The organism is Pseudonocardia parietis (genome assembly GCF_017876315.1).
GTDB lineage: Bacteria > Actinomycetota > Actinomycetes > Mycobacteriales > Pseudonocardiaceae > Pseudonocardia > Pseudonocardia parietis.
The window spans coordinates 1,752,036-1,778,121 of record NZ_JAGINU010000001.1; the positions used below are offsets into that span (position 1 = coordinate 1,752,036).

Below are 26,086 nucleotides of genomic sequence, written 5' to 3' on the forward strand. Positions count from 1 at the left end.
GGGGGCCTCACCGGACCGCGGCGACGCCGGTCCGGTAGGCCCACACGACCGTCTGCACCCGGTCGCGCGCCCCGATCTTGGCCATCGCCCGCCCGAGGTGGGACTTGACCGTGCTGGTCTCGACGACCAGCTCCCCGGCGATCTCGGCGTTGGACAGGCCGCGGGCGAGCAGCCGCACGATCTCGGTCTCCCGTGGGGTGAGCGGCACGTCCGGGGCCTGCGGCGGGTCGTCCGGCGCCGGCGTGCGCCGGGCGAACTCGGCGATCACCCGCCGGGTCACCGCGTGGTCGACGAGCCCGTGGCCCGCGGCCAGCCGGCGGACGGCGTGGACCAGGTCGTCGGGCTCGGTGTCCTTGAGCACGAAGCCGCCTGCTCCGGCCTCCAGGGCACCGAAGACGTACTCGTCCAGGTCGAAGGTCGTCACCACGAGGATCGCGGGCGCCGGGTCCAGGTCGCCGATGATCTCGCGGGTGGCGGCCAGTCCGTTGCCGCCGGGCATCCGGACGTCCATGCAGATGACGTCCGGGGCCAGCTCGCGGGCCAGCCGGACCGCGCCCGGCCCGTCGACCGCCTCGCCCACCACCTCGATGTCCCCGGCCAGCTCCAGGAACACCCGGAAACCGGCGCGGACCACCGACTGGTCGTCGGCCAGCACCACCCTGATCACGCCGCGTCCCCCGTGTCTTCTGTGTCCCATGGGTCCGACGGCTCGACGGGCACCACGAGGCGCACCAGCCAGCCGCCGTCCGCCGTCGGACCGGCCTCGAACTCCGCACCCACCAGCTGGGCCCGCTCCCGCATGCCGATCAACCCGTACCCCCGCATCCTGTCCGCGCCCGGGCGCTCCGCCGGGTTCCCGGCCGGCGCGCTCCCGATCTCGATCATGACCTGGCCGGGCGCCCCGGTGACGGTGATCCGCACCGGCGCGCCGGGCGCGTGCTCGCGCGCGTTGGCCAGCGCCTCCTGCACGACCCGGTAGCAGGTGACGTCGGTGATCGGGGGCGGTGTCACCGCCCGCCCGCGGTGTTCCAGGTCGACCGGTGTGCCCAGCTCGCGGGCCGTCTCGACCAGCCGGTCGAGCTCGGCCAGGCCGGGGACGGGGTCGTCGTCCTCGGGGCGCCCGCCGGTGCCCGGCTCGCGCAGTGTCCCGACGACCATCCGCAGGTCGCGCAGGGTCCGGCGGCCCTGCCTGCGGACCTCGCCGGCGATCCGGCGGGCCCGCTCCGGGTCCCGGTCCACCAGCTGTTCGACCACCCCCGCCTGCACGACCATCCCGGAGAGGTGGTGCGCGGCGATGTCGTGCAGCTCGCGGGCCATCCGGTTCCGTTCCCGCCCGACGGCCGCCTCGGCCCGGCGGCGCTGCGCGGCGAGCGCTTCGGCGGCATGCACCCGGACCAGCTCGACGTAGCGGCGGCGGGTCGCGACGGAGACGCCGACCAGCGCGGCGGCGGCGAGCGCCACGACCTCCGTGAGGAGCTGCGTGATCCCCAACACCGGCGCCGGGTTGCGGACGAGTGCGACCAGTATCCCGCCGCTCCCGACCAGTGCCGCCCCGGCGACCAGCCGGACGGTCCTGCGGACCGGCAGCAGGGTCGCGCAGGTGTAGACCGCGACGGCGGTGGCCGGGCCGTTCAGCGTCACCTCGAGCGGGAGGAGAGCCGACATGACGCCCTGCAGCAGCACGACCAGCCCGAGGCAGAGCTGCGGGGCCACCCGGCGCAGGCAGAGCAGCAGCGTCTGGCCGGTGAGCAGCACGAACGACAGCCTGACCGCCGTCGACTCGGTGGGGAGCAGGCCTGCGACCGCGGGATCGGCCAGCACCACCGCGGGCAACGCCGCCATCGCCAGGGCGAGCAGCACGGCGAGCGCACAGTCACGGCGGAACCGCCCGTGCAGCCCGATGGCGCTCAACCGGTGGTCGAACCAGGCGGAGATCCGGTCCGGACGCGCCGGGATCGGCACGTCGGCGGGTGTCGACGACAGGGCGGCAGGCATCGGGGTTCCCGTTCCGGTCGGGGTGGGCTGGTCTTCAGTAGCCGATGTCGGTGGACAGCAGCCCGTACGCGATCGCGACCCAGGCGGTCCCGGCGAGCCCGAGCAACATCAGCACACGCCCGGCGATCCGGGAACGGCCCACCCCGCCGCGGAGCCCGGTCGCGATCGCGAGGGCCGCCGCGAGAAGCCCGCCGACCGAGATCCACTGGACGGCCTGCAGCACGTACAGCAGGGCCGCCGGGACGTCGGTCAGGCCGCTGATGGCGCCGACCACGCCTACCCACCCGGCGAGGGCGAGCAGCGCGCACGCCGCGCCGATCCGGGTCAGGCGCTGCGCCGTCCGGTCGAGCGGTCCCGGCGATACCGGGGCGGGGGCCCCGTACCGGCGCCGGGCCAACGCGCCGACCGGCCAGGCGGCGAGCCCGGCGAGCAGCAGCGCCACCGAGGCGGCGAGCACCGGCAGGACGATCGCGGAGTCCCGCGCCGGTGTGGTCGGGAGCAGGGTGAACGCGGACTCGGCGCCGAGCGCGGTGACCCGGTCGCCGTCGGTGCGCGCGGTCAGCACCTGGTGCCCGCCGATCTCCTGCCACACCCACGGCCGGATCTCCCGGTAGGCCACCGGCTCCGCCCGGGCCACCCCGGGGGAGAGCACCAGGGCGCCGTCCGGCCGCACGGTCGCCGACGTCTGCCCGATCAGGTTCATCACCCCGAGGAAGGTCGAGAACGGGGCACGCGCGTTCTCGTAGCGGCCGGTGACGGCGGCGGCCCGCTCGGCCGAGCCGGGTTCGGACGCCGTGGGCGCGGGCTGCGGCGAGCCCGGCAGGTACCGGTCGGCGAACCCGTCGAGCAGCGAGCTGCGCAGGGTCAGACTGTCCGCCGCCGCGTTCCCGCCGCCGTTCAGCGTCACGAAGACGCCGACCCGCTGCTCCGGGTGCAGCTGCAGGTGCGAGTGGAAGGCCGTGGTGTCCCCGCCGTGCCCGAGGGCGGTCCGGTCGCCGCGGCTCTCGTCGAACATGCCGAGCGTCATCTGCGGGCCGTCGGCAAGAGGGCCGAGCGTGCTCGCGTCGAGCGCGGGCCGCCGCATGAGCTCCAGGGTCTCCGGGGCCAGCAGCGGTGTCCCGGTGCCGAGCAGCGAGGAGGCGAAGCGGGCCAGGTCGGTGGCCGTCCCGGTGAGGGCTCCGGCCGGGGAGCCCCCGACGATCTCGAACGGCACCGCCGGGGCGTTCGCGGCCGGGAAGCCATCGGCCATCCGCCCGGCGAGATGCTCCGGGAGCGGCTGGGCGAACGTCGACGACGTCATGCCCGCCCGGTCCAGCACCTCGCGTTGCATGTACTGCGCGAACGGTTCCCCGGACACCCGTTCGACGACGTAGCCGGCGAGCGTGTAGCCGTAGTTCGAGTACGCCGGGGTGGTGCCGGGCGCGAACACCTGCTCCGGCGGGTCGGTCGCGAGGCTCGCGCGCAGGTCCTCGGGCTTCCCGTCCAGACCGATCATGCCGCGGATCCGCTCCTCGAATCCGGGCGTGTGGGTGAGCAGGTGCCGCATCGTCACGGGCGGGTCGAACCGCAACGGCAGCGGGAAGTCCAGGTACTGCCGGACGTCGGCGTCGAGGTCGATGCGGCCCCGCTCGACCTGCTGCAGCACCGCGACGGCGGTCGCGACCTTGGACACCGACCCGACCCGGAACAGCGTGTCGTCCGCCTTCACCGGGTCGGCCTCCCCGGCCGTGCCGTAGCCGCGGGCCGCGATCACCTCCCCGTCCCGGACCACGGAGACGGCCGCTCCCGGGATGGCGGTGCGCTCCAGCGCGGCCGGGACCAGGCCGTCCAGCCAGGCGGTGACGTCGGCCGGGGTGAGCGGTGCGGTCGCGGCAGGCGGCGGCTCGGGCGGCGTCACGGGCGCACCGCCTCCGGCGCACCCGGCCGCCGCGAACATCGCGACGGCGGAGAGCGTGGCGGCCAGCAGCCGCCGCGGTGGGGAGATCGTCATGACATCGATCTTGTCCGGCCGCGGTGGAGGGCACATCCGGCTCGGGATGGCACTTCCGTCTCCAACCTTTGGTGGAGGCCGGGCCGGGCCTGCCTACGCGGGTGGGGGCTGGCGGCGCACGAACTGCGCGGGCCAGACGAACCGCCGGAACGCCCACCAGCGGAACGCCATGCCGACCAGGGTCCCCACGATCTGCCCGGCGATGAAGTCGGCGGACTCCTGGGTGACCAGCGAGACGAACGGCTCCTGGAGCTCGAGGACGTAACGCGAGATCCACAGCGGCGCCGAGTAGACGGCGACCCCGATCCCGCTGATCAGGAAGAAGAGCGCGGCCTCGTGATGTCGCTCGCGCCCACCGCGGGTGCGGAACGACCACTCCCGGTTGAGCACGTAGGACACCATCGTCGCCACCAGCACGGCGATCACCTTCGCGGTCACCGGCTTGGTGTCGAGCACGAAGACCTTCAGCAGCAGGAAGATCACGGTGTCGATCACCCAGGTGCTTCCGCCGACCATCAGAAACTTGATCAGTTCCCGGTGTTTGATGGCTTTGTCGCGGTACGGCTGAGGGATCCGCGCGAGCGTCGCCTCCACCACCGTCACGCCGGCGATCGTGCCAGATTAGGCTCCCCGTCCTGTGGAGAGGGTTGAGACGTCGAAGAACGGGATGCCGGTCGTCGGCATGGTCGGTGGGGGTCAGCTCGCCCGGATGACCGCGCAGGCCGCCGTCGCACTCGGGCAGACCCTGCGGGTGCTCGCCGCCTCGGCCGCCGACCCGGCCGCGCAGGTGACGCCGGATGTCGTGGTCGGTGACCCGGACGACGGTGCGGCGCTGCGCGCGCTCGCCACCGGCTGCTCCGCGGTCACCTTCGACCACGAGGGCGTCCCGCAGGAGGTGCTCGCGCCGCTCGCCGCCGCCGGGATCCCGCTGCGGCCCTCGCCCGAGGCGCTGGTGCACGCCCAGGACAAGCTGGTGATGCGCCGCAGGCTGTCCGGGATGGGCCTGCCGGTCCCGGCCTTCGCCGCGGTGTCCGAGCCGGCGGACGTGGCCGGCTTCGGGGCCGCGCACGGCTGGCCGGTCGTGCTCAAGGCGATCCGCGGTGGCTACGACGGCCGTGGTGTCTGGTTCCTTCCCGAGCCCGACGACGCGCTCGTCGCGGACCTGCTCGAGCGCGGCACCCCGCTGATGGTCGAGACCGCCGTGCCGATGACCCGCGAGCTGGCTGCGAGCGTCGCCCGGTCCCCGTTCGGTCAGGCCGCCGCCTGGCCGGTGGTGGAGACGCTGCAGGTCGACGGCCAGTGCGCCCGGGTCACCTCGCCCGCACCCGGCCTGGGCCCGGACGCCGCGGCGCGGATCCAGGAGCTCGCGCTGCGGATCGCCGAGGAGCTGGACGTCGTGGGGCTCATGACCGTCGAGCTGTTCGAGACGGCCCCGGGTGAAGTGGTCGTGAACGAGCTCGCGATGCGCCCGCACAACTCCGGGCACTGGACGATCGACGGCTCGCTCACCTCGCAGTTCGAGCAGCACCTGCGGGCCGTGCTCGACTACCCGCTCGGCTCGACCGCCCCGGTCGCGCCGGTCGCGGTCATGGCCAACGTCCTCGGCGCCGCCGAGGAGCCGGGGATGTCGATGGACGAGCGGCTGCACCACTGCTTCGCCCGGTTCCCGGACGCGAAGGTGCACCTCTACGCCAAGGCAGGCCGCCCGGCCCGCAAGATCGGTCACGTGACCGTGCTGGGCTCCTCCGCGGAGACCGTGCGGGAACGGGCCGAGCTGGCCGCGGGCTGGCTGGCCACGGCGACGTGGGCCGACGGCTGGTCGGCACACGCGGACGACCCCCGAAAGGACTCCTGATGTCCGGTCCCACCACCGTCGCCCCCCGGGTGGGCGTGATCATGGGCAGCGACTCGGACTGGCCGGTGATGAGCGCTGCCGGGTCCGCGCTCGACGAGTTCGGCCTGGCGTGGGAGGTCGGGGTCTACTCGGCGCACCGCACCCCGCAGCGGATGCTCGACTACGCCGCGTCGGCCGCCGACCGCGGCCTGCAGGCGATCATCGCCGGGGCCGGCGGTGCCGCCCACCTGCCCGGGATGGTCGCTGCCGCGACCCCGCTGCCGGTGATCGGCGTGCCGGTCCCGCTCAAGTACCTCGACGGCCTCGACTCGCTGCTGTCGATCGTGCAGATGCCGGCCGGGGTGCCGGTCGCGACCGTCGCCGTCGGGAACGCGCGCAACGCCGGTCTGCTCGCGGTGCGGATCCTCGGCGCCGGCGACGACGCCGTGCGGTCGGCGATGGTCGAGTACCAGGCAGGCCTGGAGCGGAGCGTGCTGGACAAGGACGCCGCGCTGCGCGCCACCGCCCGCGGGCAGGGCTGATTTTTTCGCTGGCGCCGCCGCCGATCTCGTGCGTACGGTGTCGGTACACGGGAAAGGAGGTGGTCCAGCAGATGAGCTACAGCAGGACACGTGAGGTGGCCGTCCGCTAGCACCATGTTCTGCTCCGGGTGGGGAGAACCCGCTCGGAGAGACGGTCGTGGAAGCCGGTGTGGTGCCGGCAAATTCCAGACGGTCACCCGTGATCCCCGGGTCCGAGTCTTGTCCGGCTCGGCTTCGCACCCCCGGTGCGGCCCGGGGATCACGCATGTCCGGGGCCCTCAGCCGGTCCGGCGTGTCTGCTCCCGCTCCAGGGCCCGGGCCGCTCGTTCCAGGCGGCGGGCGACGTCCTCCAGGTCGGGCTCGGCGGCACGCTCCTGCTCCAGCGGCAGCATCGTCGCCACCCGGCGGAAGTGCTCGATGCAGGCCGGGAGGTCGGCGTCGTGGGCGCCGTCGCCCAGCCACCGCCGCAGCGCCTGGTTGTGCGCCGCGACCAGCGCCGCCGCCGTCACCGCGGCCCGGAGCTCGGCGTCCGGCTGCCCGGCCAGCCGGGTGGCCAGCTCGCGGGTGAACAAGCGCCGGTAGTGGTGGACGGAGGCGGCCTCCCGGTCGCGCAACGCCGGCACCGCCCCGACCAGGGCGAACCGGAGTCGGGCGACCTCGGTGTCGTCGGTGTAGAGGTCGAACACCGTCTCCGCGGCACGCAGTGCCAGTGAGGGCAGCGGCTCGTCCGGGTGTGCACCGGCGAACACCTCGGAGATCCGGGCCAGTCCGCGCTCGTGGTCGGGGGAGAGCGCGTCCTCCTTGCCGCGGAAGTACCGGAAGAAGGTCCGCCGGCCGACGCCCGCCGCGGCCGCGATGTCGTCGACGGTCGTCTCGTCGTAGCCCCGCTCGGTGAACAGCCGGGCCGCCGTGCCCACCAGCTCCCGCCGGACCTCGGCGCGTCCTTCCGGGGAACGCCCGCGGCGGGTGCTGCTCGTCATGGCACGGAGGGTAGCAAGACACATTGCCCAGTGGCACGGAGTGCCGTTAGCATTCGTGGTATGGACAGCGACTTCGACAGCTACCGGCTCAGCGACGAGCACCAGGCCCTGCGGGAGGCGGTGCGGGACCTGGCGGAGAAGGAGATCGCGCCGCACGCGGCCGAGGTCGACGAGCAGAGCCGCTACCCGGTCGAGGCCCGGGACGCCCTGACCCGGGCCGGCTTCCACGCCGTGATCATTCCGGAGGAGTACGGCGGCGAGGGCGCCGACGAGCTCGCGAGCTGCATCGTCATCGAGGAGGTCGCCCGGGTCTGCGGGTCGTCGTCGCTGATCCCCGCGGTGAACGGTCTCGGGATGACGCCGGTGCTGCTGTCGGCGTCGGACGAGCTGAAGAAGCAGGTGCTGCCGTCGGTGGCGTCCGGTGAGGCGATGTTCAGCTACGCGCTGTCCGAGCGGGAGGCCGGCTCCGACGCCGCGGCGATGAAGACCCGCGCCCGCCGCGACGGTGACGAGTGGGTCCTCAACGGCACCAAGTGCTGGATCACCAACGCCGGCGAGTCCACCTGGTACACGGTCATGGCCGTCACCGATCCGGAGAAGAAGTCGAACGGCATCTCCGCGTTCGTGGTCCACAAGGACGACCCGGGCTTCGTCATCGGCTCCAAGGAGCGCAAGCTCGGCATCAACGGCTCGCCGACCCGCGAGATCCACTTCGAGGACGCCCGCATCCCCGCCGACCGGATCATCGGCGCCGAGGGGACCGGCTTCAAGACCGCGCTGCGCACCCTCGACCACACCCGCCCGACCATCGGCGCGCAGGCCGTCGGCATCGCCCAGGGCGCCCTGGACGTCGCGATCCAGTACATGAAGGAGCGCAAGCAGTTCGGCAAGTACCTGGCCGAGTTCCAGGGCCTGCAGTTCATGCTCGCCGACATGGCGATGAAGGTGGAGGCCGCCCGCCAGCTGGTGTACGTGGCCGCGTCCCGCGCCGAGCGCAACGAGCCGGACCTGGGCTTCATCTCCTCGGCCGCCAAGTGCCTCGCCTCGGACACCGCGATGGCGGTGACCACCGACGCCGTCCAGCTGCTCGGCGGGGCCGGCTACACCCGCGACTTCCCCGTCGAGCGGATGATGCGCGACGCGAAGATCACCCAGATCTACGAGGGCACCAACCAGATCCAGCGCATGGTGATGGCGCGCAACCTGCTCAAGTGAGGAGCGCGGGGCTCCCGCCCCGCTGTGGAACCGGACGATACAGTCACCCCTGGACGACCAGATCGAAGGTCCCGGGCGGACGGATGTGTGCCAGGTAGTGGTCCTCCGCGGCGTCCCATATCTGGTGCCACATCGACTCGTCGCCACCTTCTCGGATGTCGTGACGTCGCCGCCGTGTAGCGGCAGAGGCGTCGACCAGCACGGTCAACGCCATCATGTCGACGAGTTCCGGTCGGCTGGAGTAGATGCCGTCCACCACGACGATGCCGGAGGGTTCGGCGGTCACGACGTCCGCCGACAGTCCGGAGGCGGTCGATACGTCGAAGGGATGCCAAGAGGCGCGGCGGCCTCGGCTCAGTGGGCGCAACGCCTCGGATCGAAGTCGGCGCCAGTCGATGCATCGTGACGCTCGTTCGGCAGGTGACATGCTGTGCCACTCGGAGATCTCGACGCCGGCGTCGAAGAAGTCGTCGCAGTGCACACAGGAGGCTTCCGTCAAGTAGCGGCGAAGCTCCTCGACGGTCGTGGTCTTGCCGGCACCACTTCCCCCGTCGATGGCGATCAGGGCCGGTGTCGGTGAGCAGTGGCGTTCGAGGCGCTGCAGTCGTCCCATGATCTCAGCTGCCGCACTCACGCAGTCAGATCTTGCCAGCGCGCAGTCGCGCAGGAGTTCTGTCCGGAACGAAGACGCCGTTACAGGCGGCAGGTGCGTTCCGAGATGGGGTGGTGCAGGAGATTCTCGTATTGGCCGGTAGCGCTCAGCCTTCGAACGAGATGGCCGTCCCGGCGGCGTCGGTGAGCGGTTGCGCGGAGCGGCAGAAGGTCATTAGATGTCGTGGTCGAGCGCTATACTTCGAACATGCAGTCGAACAGCGGCGCCGGTGCGGGAGCGCCCGACGATGGCGCGGCTGACCGCCTCGCCATCGATGCCGCTGAAGTCAGTCCCGCCGCTGCCGATCCTGTCGTCGCCGCCGTGACCGCCGCGCTCGACCTGTTGTGCGCGCACGCCACCGACGCCGGGGCCGGGGTGACTGGCGCGGTGCGGATCGACCGGATCGCGGCACTGGAGCGGCTGCGCGCCACCGTCGCTGCGGCCCAGAACACCGAGACCGTCGCGTTCGCACAGGACCAGGTCGAGGAACACATCACCCGCGGCGACATCGACCCGGCGAAGGTCGGCCGCGGTGTCGCCGACCAGATCGCTCTGGCCTGCCGCATCTCACCGTCGAGCGGGTCGCGGCGGTTGAACACCGCGCGGATCCTGCACTCGGACCTGTCAGGAGTCCACGGGCTCCTCGCCGAGGGCCGGATCAGTGAGGACACGGCGGGGCGGGTGGTGTCCGAGACCCGCCATCTCACCCCGGAGCTCCGGCGGGCCGTCGATGCTCAGGTCGTGGCCGCCGGGATCGACCGGCTCAGCCCCGCCCGGGCCGCGGCGACCGCGAAAGACCTCGCCTACCGGGCCGACAAGGCCGGCTACCTCGCGCGTGGGCGCACCGCGCGTAAGGACCGCCGGATCGGGCTGCGCCCGGCCCCGGACACCATGGCCGTCCTGACCGGCTATCTACCGGTCGAGCAGGGTGTGGCGTGTCTGGCCGCACTGCGCCGGCACGCCGACACCTTGGTCGGGGCCGGAGGGGAGCTGCGCAGCCGGGACCAGGTCATGGCCGACACTCTGGTCGAGCGGGTCACCGGGCAGGTCCGGGCCACGGATGTGAACGTCGAGGTCGGGATCGTCCTCCCGGTCGACGCGCTCATCGACCCGGACTCGACCGCCACCGCCCAGATCGTCGGGCACGGGCCGGTACCGGCCGGGATCGCCCGCGACATCCTGGCCGGCACCGAGGGCAAGCGCTGGTGGCGGCGGTTGTTCGCCCGCCCGAAGAACGGTCCGCTGATCGGCTGCGACCCGAAGCGGCGGCTCTTCAGCGGGGTGCTGGACATGTTGATCCGCATCCGTGACGGTGACCGCTGCCGCGACCCGTTCTGCGAGGCCCACGCCCGCCAGATCGACCACATCGACCGCGCTCGCTCGAGCGGGCCCACCAGCTACGTCAACGGTCGAGCGGTCTGCGTGCGCGGCAACCAGACCCGCGAGATCCCGGGCTGGCGCGTGGAACTCGTCCACGACGGGCTCGGCGACGAACCCCACACCGTCCGGACCACGACCCCGACCGGGCACACCTACGTCAGCCGGGCCGGGCCGCCGTGACCCGTCGCCGTCCTGACGACGAGGACAGCAGCGGCCGGGCGGTCGTCGAGGGCCCGGTAGGTGTGCTCGGTGTCGCTGGTCCATGCGGTCCCGGCGCCGGTCACCAGGTCGGTCTCCGCGCCGGCCCGGCCCACCCGGGCGGCGCCCCGGGTCACCAGCAGGTGCTCGACCACGTGCGGGCCGTGCGCGGCCGAGACGTGCACCGCGCCCGGCTCGAGGGTCAGCGTGTAGACCTCGACGGTGCCGTCGGCGTCGGTCGTGCTCTCCAGCAGCCGGGCGGTGATCCCCGGCGATGCGACCTCGGTGCCCGGGCGGTCCGCGAGCAGCTCCGACAGCGGCAGTCCGAGCGTGTTCGCCAGCGCGTACAGCGTGGACAGGGTCGGGTTGCGGCTGCCGTGCTCGATCTCAGAGAGCGAGCCCTTGCCGATCCCGGCCCGCGCGGCGAGGGCGCCGACGGACAGCCCGCGCGCCGCACGCGTCGCCCGCAGTCGCTCACCGACGACGGCTCGCAAGCCGTCCTGCTGTGCCACGGCGCGAGCCTATCGTACCGTTCTGTTTATGGAACGCTCGTGGACGCAGCCGGTGTCGGTCGGGATCGTCACCGCCGTCGTGGGCGTCACCAGCTCGTTCGCCGTCGTCCTCGCCGGGCTGCGCGCTGCCGGGGCGGATCCGGCCCAGGCCGCGTCCGGGCTGGTGGTGCTCACCCTCCTGCAGGGCGCCGGGACCGTCTGGCTGAGCCGCCGGTTCCGCCGCCCGATCACGATCGCCTGGTCGACGCCCGGTGCCGCGTTGCTCACCTCCACCGGTGCCGTCGCCGGCGGCTGGCCCGCCGTGGTCGGGGCGTTCCTGGTCACCGGTGTGCTGATCGTCCTGACCGGGCTGTGGGGCCGGCTGGGACGGCTCGTCGGGGCGATCCCCGCGCCGCTGGCGCAGGCCATGCTCGCCGGGGTGCTGCTGCCGCTGTGCCTGGAACCGGTGCGCGCGCTGGCGGAGCAGCCGCTGCTGGTGGCGCCGATCGTCGTCGTGTGGGTGGCGCTGCAGCGGTGGGCGCCGCGGTGGGCGTCACCGGCCGCGTTCCTGCTGGCGCTGGTGATCGTGCTGGTGACCGCGGACGGCACCGACTGGCTGCGCCTGCCGGTGGTGACGGTGACGGCGCCGGAGTTCTCCCCGGCCGCGCTGATCGGGGTGGCGCTGCCGCTGTACGTGGTGACGATGGCCTCGCAGAACGTTCCGGGCGTCGCGGTGCTGTCCGCGGCCGGGTACACCACGCCGTGGCGCTACGCGATGGTGCTGACCGGGGCAGGCACCGTTCTCGGCGGTCCGGCCGGTGGGCACGCGATCAACCTGGCCGCGATCACCGCGGCACTGCCGGCGTCGGCGGAGGCACACCCCGAGCCGGAGAAGCGCTGGATCGCGGCGCAGGCGACCGGGTGGACCCACCTGCTGCTGGCCCCGGCGGCGACGACGCTCGCCGCGCTCGTCGCCGCGGCCCCCGCCGGCGTGATCGAGTCGGTGGCCGGATTGGCACTGTTCGGGACGTTCGCGACGGCCCTGTCCTCAGCCCTCTCGGCGACCACCGCGGACCCGGTCGCCCGCATCCCGGCGGCCGCGACCTTCCTGTGCGCGGCGAGCGGGCTGGCGATCGCGGGGATCGGCGGGGCGTTCTGGGGCCTCGTCGCCGGCCTGGCGCTGCACCTGGTGCTGCGCCCGCGGGTCAGAGGATGAAGCCGAACAGCGGGCTGTCCGGCGGGATCTGCTCGATGTGCGGCGGGGCCTCGTCCATCCGCTTGACCAGGGCGGCCAGGTCGTCCGGCGAACCCAGCTCGATCCCGACGAGGGCAGGCCCGGTCTCCCGGTTGGAGCGCTTCGTGTACTCGAACAGGGTGATGTCGTCGTCCGGGCCGAGGACGTCGTCGAGGAACCGGCGCAGCGCGCCGGGCTCCTGCGGGAACTCGACGAGGAAGTAATGCTTGCGACCCTCGAACACCAGCGCGCGCTCGACGATGTCGGCGTAGCGGCTGACGTCGTTGTTCCCGCCGGACAGCAGGCACACCGTGGTGGCGTTGCGCGGGATGTCCAGCTGGTCCAGGGCGGCCGGGGACAGCGCCCCGGCGGGCTCGGCGATGATCCCGTCGGACTGGTAGAGCGCCAGCATCTCCACGCAGATGCGCCCCTCGGGGATCGCCAGCAGCTCCACCCCGGAGTCCCGGACCACCTCGAAGGTCGCCGCGCCGACCTTGCGGACCGCGGCACCGTCGACGAACGGGTCGAGCGTGCCCAGGTCCACCGGCTCTCCCGCGCCCACTGCGGCGGCCATGCTCGCCGCTCCGGCCGGCTCGACGCCCACGATCCGGGTCGCCGGGGCGTGCTCGCGCAGGTAGGTGATGGCCCCGGCGAGCAGTCCGCCACCCCCGACCGGCACGACCAGCACGTCCGGCGGGTCGGCCAGCTGGGCCAGGATCTCGCGGGCGATGGTGCCCTGGCCGGCGACCGTGCGCGGGTCGTCGAAGGCCGGGACCTGGGTCGCGCCGGTCGACTCGGCGTCCGCGCGGGCCGCGGCGGCGGCCTCGTCGTAGGTGTTGCCCACCACCCGGACCTCGACGGCGTCGCGACCGAGCCGGGCCACCCGGTCCCGCTTCTGGCGCGGGGTCGTCCCGGGCAGGTAGACCCGCCCGCGCACGCCGAGGCGCTGGCAGGCGAACGCGACGCCCTGGGCGTGGTTGCCCGCGCTCGCGCAGACCACACCGGCCGCGCGGTCGGTCTCGGGAAGCTGGGCGATCAGGTTGTAGGCGCCGCGGATCTTGTAGGAGCGGACCGGCTGCAGGTCCTCGCGCTTCACCCAGACCTCGCCGTGCAGCGCGTCGGACAGGCGCGGATTGAGCTGCAACGGGGTCGGGCCGATCACGGCGTGCAGCCGGGCCGCCGCGTCGTCGACGTCCCGGGAGCTCACCCGGCTACCGGGCGCAGGATTGGGGCTCACGGTCGTTCAGCGTCTCACGACAGCCGCACCGTGCAGCGCTCGGTCTCCGCGCGCCGGTCCAGCACCGCGGGATCGTCGGCCGGGTTCACCACCTGCACCAGCGACGCGCCGGCCGCCAGCACTGCGAGCAGCCCGTCCCGCAGGCCGTCGGGGGAGTCCCAGGCGGCGGACGAGAGCACCCGGGCGCCCTCGGTGATCCCCAGCTCGGGTCCGCGGCCGCGGGCCGCATCGAGAACCTCCGCACCGGTGGCGCCGTCCCAGGCCGGGGCCGAGCCGTCCACCGGGTCCCAGGGCACGAAGTCGTCCCCGTGTACCCGGACCTCGGTCGCGAAGTCGATCGCCCCGGCCGGGAGGTCGGTCAGCCCGCGCCCGAACGCGTCCAGCGAGAACGCGACGACGGTGCCCGCCCCCGCCGCCAGCGCGGTGTCCATGCGCGCGGCGTCGGCGAGCACGACGTCCGCCGACGCCGGGTCGCCGACCAGCTCCGCGCCGCAGGCCCAGCCCGCCAGCAGGGCCGACGCCGTCTGCCAGTGCGCGGGCAGCAGCACCGAGATCCGGGTACCGGGTTCGACGTCGCACTCGTCGCGCAGCAGGTTCGCCGCCTTCGCCGTCCAGTTCGCGCTCGTGGTGCCGGACAGCTCCACCCGCTCACCGGTGGCGTCGTCGTAGTGGGTGAACAGCGGCCGGGCGGCGGCGCCGCCGAGCGCGGGGCCGAGCAGGGCGTCGGTGAGGAACAGGCCGGAGCCGAAGACGGTGGTCATCGCTCGCCGACGCTAGTCGATGCAGGGCACCCCGCCACCGGAGATCGGCGGGCCGCTCGGCGCCGGTCCGCCGCCGGCGGCGGCCCCGGCGGTGCCACCCGAGTCCGGGGCGTCGAAGTCCGTGCCGATCAGCACCTGCACCCGCCCCTGCGCGACGGCGTCGGACTGCTCGACACCGATCCCCCCGAGCGCGTCGGCGACCCGGCGGGCCGCGGCGTCGCCGTCGGCCTGGCTGTAGCGCACGACCGACGTGGTCCGCTCCGGAGCGTTGCCGACCTCGCCGGCGGTGATGCCGCTCTGCCCGAGGGTCCCGGCGACCCGGGCGGCGAGCCCGGTCGCCCCGGAGCCGTTGCCGACGTCCGCCACGACGGGCGCGGGCGGCGGAGCCTCCGCGGCCTCCGGCGCGGGCTCGGGCGCCGGCTCGGTGTGCCGGGTCACGAAGTCCTGCACCTCGCGCGGGTCGACGCTGAGCACGTCACCGCGGCCGGTGTCCTTGGGCCCACCGGTCGGGATCGTCAGGAACTCCATCTCCCCGGCGGCGATCTGGGACGCCTCCTTCGCGAACGCCAGGATGTCCCAGCCGCTGTCGATCACCACCGACTGCTGGACGACGTCGATCAGCGCGCCCAGCTTCGCCGGGTCGGTCAGCGTGCCGGAGGACAGCACCTTGTTCGCGACCGCGGCGAGGAACACCTGCTGGCGGGTGATCCGGGACAGGTCGCCGCCGGTCAGCCCGTGCCGCTGCCGGACGAACGCCAGCGCGTCCGCGCCGGAGATCGTCTGCGGCCCGGCCGCGAAGTCCGCCCCGGAGAGCTCGTCGCGCACCGGGGCCTTCAGGCAGACGTCGACGCCACCGATGGCCCGGGTGAGGTTGTAGAAGCCGAGCAGGTTGACCTCGGCGTAGTGGTCGATGCCGAGCCCGGTCAGGTCCTGCACGGCGCCGATCAGCGCCTGCCGGCCCGCCTGGGAGGACTCCTGGTCGATCCGCTTCGGGTCGTTCACGCCCTCGGCCGCCAGCCGCGACGCCGCCTCGGCCTTCGTCTGCGGGTAGGCCGCGTTGATCTTGTTGGTGCCCAGGCCCGGGATCCGGACCTCGGAGTCGCGCGGCACGGAGAACGCGGTCGCGCTCGTCCCGTCCGCGGGGATGTGCACGACGATGATCGTGTCCGAGTTCAGGACCCCGGACTCCGCGCCGCTGCGCAGCTGTGCCAGCACCTCGTCGGGCAGCGGGTTGCCCTGGGCGTCGGTCCGGCTGTCCACACCGACCAGCAGGATGTTCTGCTCGCCGCCGGGAGATCCCCCGAAGATCACGTTGGTCGTGGTGATGCCGCCGGTCACGTCCCGGTAGAGCGTCCAGACCGCACCGGTGAGCAGCACGGTCAGCGCGGACAGCGCGGCGACGCCGATCCGGAACCGGTGCAGCCAGCGCCGCCGGGCAGGTGGCCGGTCGGGGGCGGGTCCGGCGGGCCGGGCCCGGCCCGGGTACGGCGGGTGCGCGGTGGGTGCCGGCGGGCGCGCGGCCCGCCGGGTGCGTGCCCACGGATCGCGCGGCTCGCTCATGCTCGCCTCCCCTTGCCGGTCCCCGGTCGTACGTCGTGCGGAGCCGGCCCGTCCCGTCGCGGCACACCACCCGGCCGGGTGTCCCCGATGAACCCGGGCACCGGGTCGTGCGTCGTGACGACCGGGGGCCCCGGCCGTGTCCAGGGTGCAACATGTGGACGGTCGGCGTGGGCCGAAATCCCTTGCGTGTCGAAGTACTCGCCCGGTTGTCGTACCTCGCGGTAACTTGAGAGTGACGTGTGCTCGCGGGGTGTCGTCCCAGCTCGGGGCGCATGTGCGGGCCGGGAACTGCGGGGCCGCACGGGCCCGCGATCACCGGGTGTGACGTTCGCTGCCGCGATCGAGCGGTCCCGCCGGATCGCCGGTGCCGCGGTCTCGCTAGCGTTCGGGTCGTGCAGCAAGGCGTGCAGACCTACGGCGACGGGCTCGCCGTCGTCACCGTGACCTACTCGCCCGGCCGCACCCTGGAGACCTTCCTCGACTCGCTGGCCGCCGCGACGTCCCGCACCGACGTGCCGGTCGTGCTGGCCGACAACGGTTCGGTCGACGGGGCCCCGGAGCGGGCCGCACGGGACCGGGACGGCGTCACCTTCCTGCCGATCGGCGAGAACGTCGGCTACGGCGCCGCCGCGAACCGCGGGATCGCGTCACTGGACGAGACCTACGGCTGGGTGGTCGTCGCGAACCCGGACCTGGAGTGGGGCCCCGGCTCGCTGGACGCCCTGCTCGACGCCGGCCGCAGGCACCCGCGGGCGGGGGCGCTCGGGCCGCTGATCCGGGAGCCGTCCGGAGAGGTCTACCCGTCGGCCCGCGAGGTCCCGTCGCTGGTGGCCGGGGCCGGGCACGCCGCGCTCGGGCCGGTCTGGCCGGGCAACCCGTGGACGGCGGCCTACCGCCGGTCCCGGGAGGACCGCAGCGAGCGGACGGCGGGCTGGCTGTCCGGGTCGTGCCTGCTGCTGCGGCGCGCGGCCTTCGACTCGGTCGACGGGTTCGACCCGCGCTACTTCATGTACTTCGAGGACGTCGACCTCGGCGAACGGCTCACGTTCGCCGGGTGGCGCAACGTCTACGTACCCTCGGCAGAGGTGGTGCACGTGGGCGGGGTGTCCACGGGGAAACCGGAGGTGTCGGCGCGCATGCTCGCCGAGCACCACCGCAGCGCCTACCGATACCTGGCGGACCGGCACCCCGGCCCGTTGCGCGCACCGTTGCGGGCCGTGTTGCGGGCCGGCCTGGCCGTCCGCTCCGGCCTGGCGGCGCGGGCGGCGAGCTGACCGGGCGCGACGACGACGAGAGAACACACTGAGGGGGAACCGCGTTGCAGGATGTCGAGGCGGTCGTGCTGGTCGGGGGCAAGGGCACCCGGCTACGACCACTGACCCTGTCCGCGCCCAAGCCGATGCTGCCCACCGCGGGGGTGCCGTTCCTGGCGCACCTGCTCTCCCGCATCCGCGAGGCGGGGATCCGGCGGGTCGTGCTGGGCACCAGCTACCTGGCGGAGACCTTCGAGGAGCACTTCGGGGACGGCGCGTCGCTGGGGCTGGACCTGACCTACGTGACGGAGACCGAGCCGCTGGGCACCGGTGGCGGCATCCGCAACGTCGCGGACAAGCTCTCCGCCGAGCACATCATGATCTTCAACGGTGACGTGCTCGCCGGGACGGACCTGAAGGCCGTCGCCGACACCCACCGCGGTGCGGGCGCGGACGTGACGCTGCACCTGGTCCGGGTGCAGAACCCGCGCGCGTTCGGCTGCGTGCCGACCGACGGGGCCGGCCGGGTGCTGGAGTTCCTCGAGAAGACCGAGGACCCGCCCACCGACCAGATCAACGCCGGTTGCTACGTCTTCCGCCGCGAGGTCATCGACACCATCCCGCAGGGGCGGCCGGTGTCGGTCGAGCGCGAGACGTTCCCCGGCCTCGTGGCCTCGGGTGCGCACGTGCAGGGGCACGTCGACGTCGCGTACTGGCGGGACATGGGCACCCCCGGCGACCTGGTGCACGGCTCCGCCGACCTGGTCCGCGGGGTGGCGCCGTCGGCGGCGCTGCCCGGCGCGACCGGCGAGTCGATGGTCCTCGACGGCGCCGAGGTGGCGTCCGACGCGTTCGTGTTCGGCGGCACCACCGTCGGCCGCGGCGCCCGGATCGGCTCCGGCGCCAAGGTCGAGGGCTCGATGCTGTTCGACGGTGCCGTCGTGGCCGCGGGCGCGGTCGTGGAGCACTCGGTGATCGGCGCGGGCGCGGTCGTCGAGGAGGGCGCGAGCGTGCGGGACACCGTGGTGGGCGACCGCGCGGTGATCGGCGCGCACTGCGAGCTGCGCAACAACATGCGGATCTGGCCGGACGTCACGCTCCCGCCGCACGGGATCCGGTTCTCCCCGGACGTGTGAGCGTGGACCGGGAGTGGCGCCCGCCGTTCCCGCTGGATCTGCACGGCGTGCTGTCCCCGCTGCGCCGTGGTCGCGGTGACCCGACCTGGCGCACCGTGAGCGACGGCGGGGTGATCTGGCGGGTGTCGACGACGCCCGACGGCCCGGCGACCGTCGCGATCCGCAGGCGTGCGGACGGGACGGTCCGGGCCACCGGCTGGGGGCCCGGCGCCGCGTGGGAGATCGACCGGCTGCCGTCGCTGCTGGGCGCCGACGACGACCCGTCGGCGTTCGAGGCGCACCACCCGGTCGTCGCCGATGCGCTGCGCCGCCGCCCGGGGTTGCGGCTCGGCTCGTCCGGGCGGGTGTGGGACGCGCTGCTGCCCGCGGTGCTGGAGCAGAAGGTCACCGGCACCGAGGCGCACCGGTCCTACCGCGAACTGGCGTGGCGCTTCGGCGACCCCGCACCCGGGCCGGCCGGCGTGGTCCCGGACGGCATGCGGGTGCCGCCGACCCCGGCGCAGGCCCGGGCGATCCCGGACTGGGAGTGGCACCGCGCCGGCGTCGACCACGCGCGGCGCTCGGCGATCCTGCACGCCGCCGTCGTCGCGCACCGCCTGGAGCCGGCGGCCGAGCTGGGCGGTGAGGCAGGGCGGGTGCTGCTACGCCGGGTCCGCGGGATCGGGGTCTGGACCGCGGCCGAGACCGCCCAGCGGGCGTGGGGCGACCCGGACGCCGTCAGCTTCGGTGACCTCCACGTCCCGAAGACCGTCGGCTGGGCACTGCGAGGCCACGACCTCGACGACGCGGGCCTGCTCGAGGTGCTGGCGCCCTACGTCCCGCAGCGCCAGCGCGCGGTGCGCTACATCGAGGCCTCCGGGTTCCGGCGGCCCCGTTTCGGGCCCCGGTTCTCCCCGCGCGATCACCGCGCGATCTGAGAAGTCGTAGGGTCTCCTCCCGTGAAGGTCACCGTACTGGTCGGAGGGGTCGGCGGGGCCCGGTTCCTGCAAGGTGTGAAGGCCGCGCTCGGCCTGCCCCCGGTGGGGCCGGCCCCGGAGGACCATCCGCACTCGGTCGACGCCGTGGTCAACATCGGCGACGACATCTGGCTGCACGGCCTGCGGGTCTGCCCGGACCTGGACACCTGCATGTACACCCTCGGCGGTGGCATCGACGTCGAGAAGGGCTGGGGCCGTGCCGGGGAGACCTGGTCGGTGAAGGCCGAGCTCGAGGCCTACGGGGCCGATCCGACCTGGTTCGGGCTCGGCGACCGGGACGTCGCGACCCACCTCGTCCGCACCCGGATGCTGCGCGCCGGATACCCGCTCTCCCAGGTCACCGAGGCGCTCTGCCACCGGTGGCAGCCCGGGGTGCGGCTGTTGCCCGCCTCCGACGACCGGGTCGAGACCCATGTCGTGATCGACAACCCGGACTCCGCGGCCGACGAGGACGTCGCGCCGCAGGTCGCGATCCACTTCCAGGAGTGGTGGATCAAGCACCGGGCCGCGCCGAAGGCACACCGGTTCGCCTCGATCGGCGCCGACCAGGCCGGGATCCTGCCGGATGCGCGGGCCTCGATCGCCGGCGCGGACGTCGTGCTCGTCGGGCCGTCGAACCCGGTGGTCAGCATCGGGACCGTCGTCTCGATCCCCGGTGTCGCGCAGGCGCTGGCCGCCACGCCCGCCCCGGTCGTCGGGCTGTCCCCGATCGTCGGTGGGCGTCCGGTCCGCGGGATGGCCGACGCCTGCCTGACCGCGCTCGGTGTCGAGACCTCCGCCGAGGGGGTCGGACGGCACTACGGCGGCCGCGGCGAGGGCGGGCTGCTCGACGGCTGGCTGGTGCACACCGGCGACACCGCGACCGTGCCCGGCGCGACCGTGCGTGAGGTGCCGCTGCTGATGACCGACCACGATGCGACGGCCGCGATGGCGCGGGCCGCGTTCGAGCTCGCCGGCCTGTCCGTTGACTGAGCCCATCGCCGAGCCCTTCGCCGACCACGCCTCGGCGACCCTGCAGATCCACCCGGTCCCGGGCCTGCCGGAGTTCCGGCCCGGCGACGACCTGACCGCCGCGCTGGCGGACGCGCTGCCCTGGCTGGCCGACGGCGACGTCGTCGTCGTGACGTCCAAGGTGTTCTCCAAGGTCGAGGGCCGCCTCGTGCCCGCGCCGACCGACGACGAGGAGCGCGATGCGCTGCGCCGCCGGCTGGTCGACGCCGAGACCGAGCGGATCCTGGCCCGGCGCGGGAGGACGCTGATCGTCGCCGGGAAGCTGGGGATCGTGCAGGCCGCGGCCGGGATCGACGGCTCCAACGTGCGCCGCGACGAGCTCGCCCTGCTGCCGGCCGACCCGGACGCCAGCGCCGCGGGCCTGCGTGCCGGGCTGCGCGAGCGCCTCGGCGTCGACGTGGGCGTCGTCGTGACCGACACGCTCGGCCGGACCTGGCGGATCGGTCAGACCGACGTCGCGATCGGTTCGGCCGGGGTGCCGGTGCTGCACCGCTACGGCGGCGCCGTCGACGCTCAGGGCAACGACCTGCTCGTCACCGAGATCGCCCTGGCCGACGAGATCGCGGCGGCGGCGGACCTGGTGAAGGGCAAGCTCGGCGCGCTGCCGGCGGCCGTCGTGCGCGGCATGCGGCTCGACGACGACGGCAGCACCGCCCGCGACCTCGTCCGGCCGGTCGAGGAGGACCTGTTCTGGCTCGGGACCGAGGAGGCGATCGCCCGCGGCCGCCGCGAGGCCGTCCTGCTGCGGCGCAGCACCCGGGACTTCGCGCCGGACACGGTCGATCCGGAGGCGCTGCGCCGCGCCGTCGGGACCGCGCTGACCGCTCCCGCACCGCACCACAGCACCCCGTTCCGGTTCGTGTGGCTGCGCGACCCGCAGTGCCGGACGGCCGTGCTGGACGCGCTGCGCGACCGCTGGCGGACCGATCTCGCCGCCGACGACCGCCCGGCCGACGAGATCGAGCGGCGCCTGGCCCGCGGGGGCCTGCTGCGGCGGGCCCCGGAGCTGGTGCTGGCGTTCCGGTCCCGCGAGGGCATGCACTCCTACTCCGCCGACGGCTCGGACGCGCGGGACGCGGCCGAGCGGGACATGTTCACCGTCGCCGGCGGGGCCGCGGTGCAGGCGCTGCTGGTGGCACTGGCCGCGGAGGGACTGGCGTCCTGCTGGGTCGGGTCGACGATCTTCGCGCCCGACGTGGCGCGCGACGTGCTGGATCTGCCGGGGGACTGGGAGGCGCTCGGCGCGGTCGCCGTGGGCGTCCCGCACGGGCCGATCGCGCCCCGCGCCCCGCGGGACCCGGGCGAGGGGCTGATCGAGCTGTGAGCGCGGCTGTGGCGGCGCGGGCGGGGCGCCGGTGGTAGCCCCGGCGACGGCCGCCCGGGAGCTGACGGCGTGGGAGCCGGTGGACGAGGGACAGCGGGCGCTGCAGCACGCCCTGCTGGCTTTCCTCGACGCCCGCCCGGACGACGCCTGTGACCGCTCGTGCGTCCCGGGGCACCTGACCGCGTCCGCCCTGGTGCTCGACGCGACCGGCGAGCACACGCTGCTCACCCTGCACCCGCGGGTCGGGCGCTGGATCCAGCTCGGCGGGCACTGCGAGGCCGGGGACGCCTCGCTGCGCGCCGCGGCGTTGCGGGAGGCGACGGAGGAGTCCGGCATGACCGGTCTGGAGATCGCCGAGCACCCGCTGCACGTCGACGTCCACCCGGTCACCTGCTCGCTCGGAGTCCCGACCCGGCACCTGGACGTCCGCTACCTGGTGTATGCCCCCGCGGGCGCGCGGATGCGGATCAGCGACGAGTCCCTCGACCTGCGCTGGTGGCCGGTGGACGGGCTGCCCGCCGACAGCGACACCGTCGCGACGATGGTCGCGGCCGCTACAGGTTCCGCCAGAAGAACAGCGCGTTGAACCCCTGCCCGGCCAGCTGGGCGTCCCCGCCGACGAGCGAGTAGAGGATCTGCGTGCCGGCGAAGAACAGCGTGCTGATCCCGGGCACGAACAGCAGCACGGCCAGCAGCGCCAGCGGTGCCCACGGCCGGATCTTGTCGCCGAACCGCTGTGCGGGCATCGACAGGTACGGCTCGATCGCGCCCCACCCGTCGAGCCCGGGCACGGGGAGCATGTTGAGCACGAACGCGACGATCTGGAACAGCGCGAGCGCCGACAACCCGGCCGCCACCGGCGTCGGCATGGCCGGGAACAGCGCCACGGTGATGATCAACACGACCCCGAGCGCGAGGTTGGCCGCCGGGCCGGCCACCGACACGCCCGTCCGCCAGGCCCGCGACCGCAGCGCCCACTGGTTGATCCAGACGGCCCCGCCGGGCAGCGGCAGGCCGCCGATCAGCAGGATGATCAGCGGCAGTACGAGGGAGAGACCGGGATCGGTGTAGCGGCGGATGTCGAGTGTCAGGTAACCCTTCTGTGCCACGGAGGTGTCGCCTCCACGGTAGGCCGTGACGGCGTGTCCGAACTCGTGCAGGCACAGCGAGACGACCCAGCCGCCGAGCACGATCACGAAGACCCCGAAGATCGCCAGCGCTTCGGATTGTGCAGGTACGGCGGCTGCGGCGAGTACGCCACCGGCGACCGCGATGCCGACCAGCAGGAGGAACCACGGGCTGATCCGGCGAGTCAGGGAAGGCACGTACCCATCCTCCCGAATGCCCCAAACGGACGCGCGTGGGGCTTCACTCAATCGGCAGAGCCGGCTTGCACAGAGCGAACGTCAACGCTGTACTTACGTCGGTGTCATTCGCCGGTGCGTTGCGGGGAGGTGGGCGAGTGGACGACGTCGAGGGGTTCATGCGGATGCTGCGGCCGGCGGAGACAGAGCCGGCAGGGCAACCGGTCGTGGAGGATCACGACCGGGTTGCGCAGGTGCTGGACCTGAAGAACCTGCTGTTGGACGAGGCCGTACCCGGCGACGAGGTTCCGGAGTGGCAGGAGCGCGCCCTGTGCGCGCAGACCGACCCGGAGGCGTTCTTCCCGGAGAAGGGCGGTTCCACCCGGGAGGCGAAGCGGATCTGTGCCGGGTGCGAGGTCCGGGCCGAGTGCCTGGAGTACGCCCTGGCCCAGGACGAGCGCTTCGGCATCTGGGGTGGGCTGTCCGAGCGGGAGCGGCGCCGGCTGCGCCGCGCCGCGGTCTAGGAGCGAGCACGAGACGCCCGGGACACCGTCAGGTGCCCCGGGCGTCGTCGTGTGCACGGAGCGGCTTCTCAGCCGCCGTCGACGGCGTCCGGCTCGATGTTGAGGTACTCGGCGACCTGCTCGACGAGCACCTCGTGCACGAGGTCGGCCAGGTCCTCGCCGTTGCGGGCCCGGGCCTCGAGCGGGCGCCGGTACAGCACGATCCGGGCCCGGGTCGGCAGCCCGGCCGAGTCGACCCCGGCCGGGACCAGGTGCGCCAGCGGGACGCCGACGTCGGCCAGCACCCCGGTACCCCACACGACCTCGTCCGGCGAGGTGCGGTCGACGGCAGGAACGTCGTCGACGGCGAGGTCGACGTCGGCCAGCTCCGGGCCCCAGCGGGCCTCGATCGGTTCCAGCGCCTCCAGCACCTTCGAGTCGAACCGTTCGGCCCGGGTACGGAAGGCGGGGGTGGACACCGGATACATCAACCCACGCAGTCCCCGGCCACGGCGGTCCCGGCGGCGGGGCGTGCGGCGCAACAGACGGTTCGCGGCGGACACGCCCGCAGTCTAGGCCCGGCGCACCGTGGAGCCGAGTGACGGCCGGGCGCACAACCGGGCCGGGTGCGAGTCGCAGTGCGACGCAGCCGTGTCCACGGGCTATCGTCCCGTGTGTGTTGAGTGTGCGGAGATGTTCACGGACGGGCTGCACCGAGCTCGCCGTCGCCACGCTCACCTATGTCTACGCCGACTCCACCGCGGTCGTCGGTCCGCTGGCCACGCAGGCCGAACCGCACTCCTACGACCTGTGCCCGGCGCACGCGCACAACCTCACCGCCCCCCGCGGCTGGGAGGTCGTCCGGTTCGAGGGCGAGTTCGCGCAGCCCCAGCACACCGGGGAGGACCTCACCGCGCTCGCGGACGCCGTCCGCGAGGCGGGCCGGGTGGACCGGCCGGTCGAGGTGGTGGCCCGGCCCGGCGGCACCGGACGGCGGGGGCACCTGCGGGTGCTGCCCGCCCCGGGCGAGGACGACTGAGGACCAGCGCGGACGGGTGACACGGCTGCGCTAGGGTCAGCCGTCGTGCCCGACCTCTCGGCGATCGTGAAGGCTTATGACATCCGCGGTGTCGTCGGCGACCAGCTGGACGAATCCACGGCCCGCGCCCTCGGTGCGGCGACCGCGCAGCTGGTCGCGGGCGACCGGCCGGCCCCGGCGGCGGTGGTCGTCGGTCGAGATATGCGCGACAGCTCTCCCGCGCTCGCGGCGGCGTTCGCCGACGGCGTCACCCGTCAGGGTCTCGACGTCGTCGACATCGGCCTGGCCAGTACCGACATGCTCTACTTCGCCGCCGGTTCGCTGAACCTGCCGGGCGCGATGTTCACGGCCAGCCACAACCCGGCCCGCTACAACGGCATCAAGCTGTGCCGGGCCGGTGCGGTGCCGATCGGGCAGGACACCGGGCTCACCACGATCCGGGACGAGGCGGGCCGGTTCCTCGACGAGGGCGTTCCGGTCACCGGTCCGGCCGGGTCCGTCCGCACCGAGGACATGCTCGAGGGCTACGCGCGCTACCTGCGGGGGCTCGTCGACCTGTCGTCGCTGGACGCCGGCCCCGAGCTGACCGTCGTCGTCGACGCCGGCAACGGCATGGGCGGGCACACCGTCCCGACCGTGTTCGACGGCCTGAACGTGCGTGTCGTGCCGCTCTACTTCGAGCTCGACGGCGACTTCCCGAACCACGAGGCGAACCCGCTCGACCCGGCGAACCTGGTCGACCTGCAGAAGGCGGTCGTCGCCGAGGGCGCCGACCTGGGCCTGGCCTTCGACGGCGACGCCGACCGCTGCTTCGCCGTCGACGAGCGCGGCGAGGCGGTCAGCCCCAGCGCCATCACCGGCCTGGTCGCCGCCCGTGAGCTGAACCGCGCCGCGACCGACGGCGAGCGCGACGTCGCCGTCATCCACAACCTGATCACCTCGCGGGCGGTTCCCGAGCTGGTCGCCGAGCACGGCGGCCGCCCGGTGCGCACCCGGGTGGGGCACTCGTTCATCAAGCAGATGATGGCCGAGACCGGCGCGGTGTTCGGCGGCGAGCACTCGGCGCACTACTACTTCCGGGACTTCTGGAAGGCCGACTCCGGCATGCTGGCCGCGCTGCACCTGCTCGCCGCACTCGGCGAGCACCGGGCTGCGGCCGCCGCCTCCGGGCAGGAGGCCCTGCTGTCCGGGCTGATGAGCGGCTACGACCGGTACGCGGCCTCCGGCGAGATCAACTCCACGGTCGCCGACCAGGCCGCGAAGGTCGCCGAGATCGAGTCGGTCTACGGCCCCCGCGACGGCGTGGAGCTCGACCGGCTCGACGGCCTCACCGTCTCCCTGCCGGACGGCTCGTGGTTCAACCTGCGGGCGTCCAACACCGAGCCGCTGCTGCGGCTCAACGTCGAGGCCGGCGACGACGCGGCCGTCCGATCCCTGGTCGACGAGGTACTCGCGGTCGTCCGCGCCTGA

General features: G+C 73.8%; 26 protein-coding genes. 14 read left to right on the forward strand and 12 right to left on the reverse strand.

Translation table 11 applies throughout. The features are described from left to right. Positions 1-7 precede the first annotated feature (7 nt). From JOF36_RS08345 to JOF36_RS08360, 4 genes are all read right to left on the reverse strand, one after another. Positions 8-667, reverse strand: a complete 660-nt coding sequence (locus JOF36_RS08345; RefSeq protein WP_307862274.1) for a response regulator — start codon at positions 665-667, stop codon at positions 8-10. Beyond that, positions 664-1,995 (reverse strand): sensor histidine kinase, encoded by a 1,332-nt coding sequence (locus JOF36_RS08350; protein ID WP_210025913.1) that lies wholly within the window; start codon positions 1,993-1,995, stop codon positions 664-666. The genes JOF36_RS08345 and JOF36_RS08350 overlap by 4 nt, the downstream gene beginning before the upstream one ends. A gap of 34 nt (positions 1,996-2,029) precedes the next feature. Next, positions 2,030-3,985, reverse strand: a complete 1,956-nt coding sequence (locus JOF36_RS08355; protein WP_210025915.1) for a serine hydrolase domain-containing protein — start codon at positions 3,983-3,985, stop codon at positions 2,030-2,032. A 93-nt stretch (positions 3,986-4,078) separates the two neighbouring features. Next, complete coding sequence (locus JOF36_RS08360; protein ID WP_210025917.1) at positions 4,079-4,588, reverse strand: GtrA family protein; 510 nt, start codon at positions 4,586-4,588, stop codon at positions 4,079-4,081. A gap of 34 nt (positions 4,589-4,622) precedes the next feature. Between JOF36_RS08360 and JOF36_RS08365 the strand changes: the two genes are divergently transcribed. Both JOF36_RS08365 and purE read left to right on the forward strand, forming a co-directional pair. Then, positions 4,623-5,840 carry a 5-(carboxyamino)imidazole ribonucleotide synthase gene (locus JOF36_RS08365; protein WP_307862275.1) on the forward strand — a complete coding sequence of 406 codons (1,218 nt, stop codon included), beginning with the start codon at positions 4,623-4,625 and terminating at the stop codon, positions 5,838-5,840. Continuing rightward, on the forward strand, positions 5,840-6,361 hold the full coding sequence (gene purE / locus JOF36_RS08370) for a 5-(carboxyamino)imidazole ribonucleotide mutase (RefSeq protein WP_210025919.1): 522 nt from the start codon (positions 5,840-5,842) through the stop codon (positions 6,359-6,361). Before JOF36_RS08365 ends, purE begins: the two co-directional genes overlap by 1 nt. Before the next feature lie 278 nt (positions 6,362-6,639). Here purE and JOF36_RS08375 read toward each other — a convergent pair whose 3' ends face one another. Beyond that, positions 6,640-7,341 (reverse strand): TetR family transcriptional regulator, encoded by a 702-nt coding sequence (locus JOF36_RS08375; RefSeq protein ID WP_210025921.1) that lies wholly within the window; start codon positions 7,339-7,341, stop codon positions 6,640-6,642. A gap of 60 nt (positions 7,342-7,401) precedes the next feature. Between JOF36_RS08375 and JOF36_RS08380 the strand changes: the two genes are divergently transcribed. Beyond that, positions 7,402-8,556: an acyl-CoA dehydrogenase gene (locus JOF36_RS08380; RefSeq protein ID WP_210025923.1), complete on the forward strand. Its 1,155-nt coding sequence runs from the start codon at positions 7,402-7,404 to the stop codon at positions 8,554-8,556. 43 nt (positions 8,557-8,599) lie between these two features. Here JOF36_RS08380 and JOF36_RS08385 read toward each other — a convergent pair whose 3' ends face one another. Further along, on the reverse strand, positions 8,600-9,190 hold the full coding sequence (locus JOF36_RS08385; RefSeq protein ID WP_210025925.1) for a uridine kinase family protein: 591 nt from the start codon (positions 9,188-9,190) through the stop codon (positions 8,600-8,602). A gap of 225 nt (positions 9,191-9,415) precedes the next feature. Between JOF36_RS08385 and JOF36_RS08390 the strand changes: the two genes are divergently transcribed. Continuing rightward, complete coding sequence (locus JOF36_RS08390) at positions 9,416-10,768, forward strand: DUF222 domain-containing protein (RefSeq protein WP_210025927.1); 1,353 nt, start codon at positions 9,416-9,418, stop codon at positions 10,766-10,768. Here JOF36_RS08390 and JOF36_RS08395 read toward each other — a convergent pair. Continuing rightward, entirely contained in the window at positions 10,741-11,298 is a 558-nt protein-coding gene (locus tag JOF36_RS08395) for a helix-turn-helix domain-containing protein (RefSeq protein ID WP_307862276.1), read from the reverse strand. The two genes, JOF36_RS08390 and JOF36_RS08395, sit on opposite strands and share 28 nt — an antisense overlap. 28 nt (positions 11,299-11,326) lie before the next feature. On the opposite strand from JOF36_RS08395, the gene JOF36_RS08400 reads away from it, so the two are divergent. Next, entirely contained in the window at positions 11,327-12,493 is a 1,167-nt protein-coding gene (locus JOF36_RS08400) for a benzoate/H(+) symporter BenE family transporter (RefSeq protein WP_210025929.1), read from the forward strand. Here JOF36_RS08400 and ilvA read toward each other — a convergent pair. The 3 genes from ilvA to JOF36_RS08415 are packed head-to-tail and all read right to left on the reverse strand — an operon-like array spanning position 12,483 to position 16,069. After that, positions 12,483-13,718, reverse strand: a complete 1,236-nt coding sequence (gene ilvA / locus JOF36_RS08405) for a threonine ammonia-lyase IlvA (protein ID WP_210035264.1) — start codon at positions 13,716-13,718, stop codon at positions 12,483-12,485. The genes JOF36_RS08400 and ilvA overlap by 11 nt on opposite strands. A gap of 44 nt (positions 13,719-13,762) precedes the next feature. Next, the gene (locus JOF36_RS08410) at positions 13,763-14,509 is read right to left on the reverse strand and encodes a TIGR03089 family protein (RefSeq protein ID WP_210025931.1); all 747 of its coding nucleotides are present in this window, start codon (positions 14,507-14,509) and stop codon (positions 13,763-13,765) included. 12 nt (positions 14,510-14,521) lie between these two features. Continuing rightward, positions 14,522-16,069: an LCP family protein gene (locus JOF36_RS08415; protein WP_210025933.1), complete on the reverse strand. Its 1,548-nt coding sequence runs from the start codon at positions 16,067-16,069 to the stop codon at positions 14,522-14,524. A gap of 392 nt (positions 16,070-16,461) precedes the next feature. On the opposite strand from JOF36_RS08415, the gene JOF36_RS08420 reads away from it, so the two are divergent. Genes JOF36_RS08420 through JOF36_RS08445 form a run of 6 tightly spaced genes read left to right on the forward strand, consistent with a single transcriptional unit; the run spans position 16,462 to position 22,356 of the window. Beyond that, on the forward strand, positions 16,462-17,343 hold the full coding sequence (locus tag JOF36_RS08420; protein WP_307862277.1) for a glycosyltransferase family 2 protein: 882 nt from the start codon (positions 16,462-16,464) through the stop codon (positions 17,341-17,343). Positions 17,344-17,387: 44 nt separating this feature from the next. Next, a complete protein-coding gene (gene manB / locus JOF36_RS08425) occupies positions 17,388-18,458 on the forward strand; it encodes a mannose-1-phosphate guanylyltransferase (protein WP_210025937.1) in 1,071 nt (356 codons plus the stop codon). 2 nt (positions 18,459-18,460) lie between these two features. Then, complete coding sequence (locus JOF36_RS08430) at positions 18,461-19,375, forward strand: DNA-3-methyladenine glycosylase family protein (RefSeq protein ID WP_210025939.1); 915 nt, start codon at positions 18,461-18,463, stop codon at positions 19,373-19,375. 21 nt (positions 19,376-19,396) lie between these two features. After that, on the forward strand, positions 19,397-20,407 hold the full coding sequence (gene cofD / locus JOF36_RS08435) for a 2-phospho-L-lactate transferase (protein WP_210025941.1): 1,011 nt from the start codon (positions 19,397-19,399) through the stop codon (positions 20,405-20,407). Then, positions 20,400-21,770, forward strand: coding sequence for a coenzyme F420-0:L-glutamate ligase (locus JOF36_RS08440; RefSeq protein ID WP_245350727.1), 1,371 nt, complete (start codon positions 20,400-20,402; stop codon positions 21,768-21,770). Before cofD ends, JOF36_RS08440 begins: the two co-directional genes overlap by 8 nt. A gap of 31 nt (positions 21,771-21,801) precedes the next feature. Further along, positions 21,802-22,356, forward strand: a complete 555-nt coding sequence (locus JOF36_RS08445) for an NUDIX hydrolase (RefSeq protein WP_210025945.1) — start codon at positions 21,802-21,804, stop codon at positions 22,354-22,356. Here the strand turns inward: JOF36_RS08445 and JOF36_RS08450 are convergent. Next, positions 22,325-23,095 carry a site-2 protease family protein gene (locus tag JOF36_RS08450; RefSeq protein ID WP_210025947.1) on the reverse strand — a complete coding sequence of 257 codons (771 nt, stop codon included), beginning with the start codon at positions 23,093-23,095 and terminating at the stop codon, positions 22,325-22,327. The genes JOF36_RS08445 and JOF36_RS08450 overlap by 32 nt on opposite strands. A gap of 164 nt (positions 23,096-23,259) precedes the next feature. Here JOF36_RS08450 and JOF36_RS08455 point away from each other — a divergent pair, with 164 nt between their 5' ends. After that, positions 23,260-23,598, forward strand: coding sequence for a WhiB family transcriptional regulator (locus tag JOF36_RS08455; protein ID WP_372447448.1), 339 nt, complete (start codon positions 23,260-23,262; stop codon positions 23,596-23,598). A gap of 68 nt (positions 23,599-23,666) precedes the next feature. Here JOF36_RS08455 and JOF36_RS08460 read toward each other — a convergent pair whose 3' ends face one another. Then, positions 23,667-24,140 (reverse strand): metallopeptidase family protein, encoded by a 474-nt coding sequence (locus JOF36_RS08460; RefSeq protein ID WP_210025949.1) that lies wholly within the window; start codon positions 24,138-24,140, stop codon positions 23,667-23,669. A gap of 122 nt (positions 24,141-24,262) precedes the next feature. On the opposite strand from JOF36_RS08460, the gene JOF36_RS08465 reads away from it, so the two are divergent. Together JOF36_RS08465 and JOF36_RS08470 are read left to right on the forward strand one after the other, a co-directional pair. Continuing rightward, a complete protein-coding gene (locus JOF36_RS08465) occupies positions 24,263-24,616 on the forward strand; it encodes a DUF3499 domain-containing protein (RefSeq protein ID WP_210035272.1) in 354 nt (117 codons plus the stop codon). Positions 24,617-24,661: 45 nt separating this feature from the next. Continuing rightward, positions 24,662-26,086 carry a phosphomannomutase/phosphoglucomutase gene (locus JOF36_RS08470; RefSeq protein ID WP_210025951.1) on the forward strand — a complete coding sequence of 475 codons (1,425 nt, stop codon included), beginning with the start codon at positions 24,662-24,664 and terminating at the stop codon, positions 26,084-26,086.

Excerpts from the sequence above, each read along its gene's own strand:
- JOF36_RS08350 (WP_210025913.1), bottom strand. The coding sequence starts at position 1,995 with ATGCCTGCCGCCCTGTCGTCGACACCCGCCGACGTGCCGATCCCGGCG.
- JOF36_RS08355 (WP_210025915.1), bottom strand. The coding sequence starts at position 3,985 with ATGACGATCTCCCCACCGCGGCGGCTGCTGGCCGCCACGCTCTCCGCC.
- purE (WP_210025919.1), top strand. The coding sequence starts at position 5,840 with ATGTCCGGTCCCACCACCGTCGCCCCCCGGGTGGGCGTGATCATGGGC.
- JOF36_RS08375 (WP_210025921.1), bottom strand. The coding sequence starts at position 7,341 with ATGACGAGCAGCACCCGCCGCGGGCGTTCCCCGGAAGGACGCGCCGAG.
- JOF36_RS08380 (WP_210025923.1), top strand. The coding sequence starts at position 7,402 with ATGGACAGCGACTTCGACAGCTACCGGCTCAGCGACGAGCACCAGGCC.
- JOF36_RS08390 (WP_210025927.1), top strand. The coding sequence starts at position 9,416 with ATGCAGTCGAACAGCGGCGCCGGTGCGGGAGCGCCCGACGATGGCGCG.
- JOF36_RS08400 (WP_210025929.1), top strand. The coding sequence starts at position 11,327 with ATGGAACGCTCGTGGACGCAGCCGGTGTCGGTCGGGATCGTCACCGCC.
- JOF36_RS08410 (WP_210025931.1), bottom strand. The coding sequence starts at position 14,509 with ATGACCACCGTCTTCGGCTCCGGCCTGTTCCTCACCGACGCCCTGCTC.
- JOF36_RS08415 (WP_210025933.1), bottom strand. The coding sequence starts at position 16,069 with ATGAGCGAGCCGCGCGATCCGTGGGCACGCACCCGGCGGGCCGCGCGC.
- JOF36_RS08455 (WP_372447448.1), top strand. The coding sequence starts at position 23,260 with ATGCTGCGGCCGGCGGAGACAGAGCCGGCAGGGCAACCGGTCGTGGAG.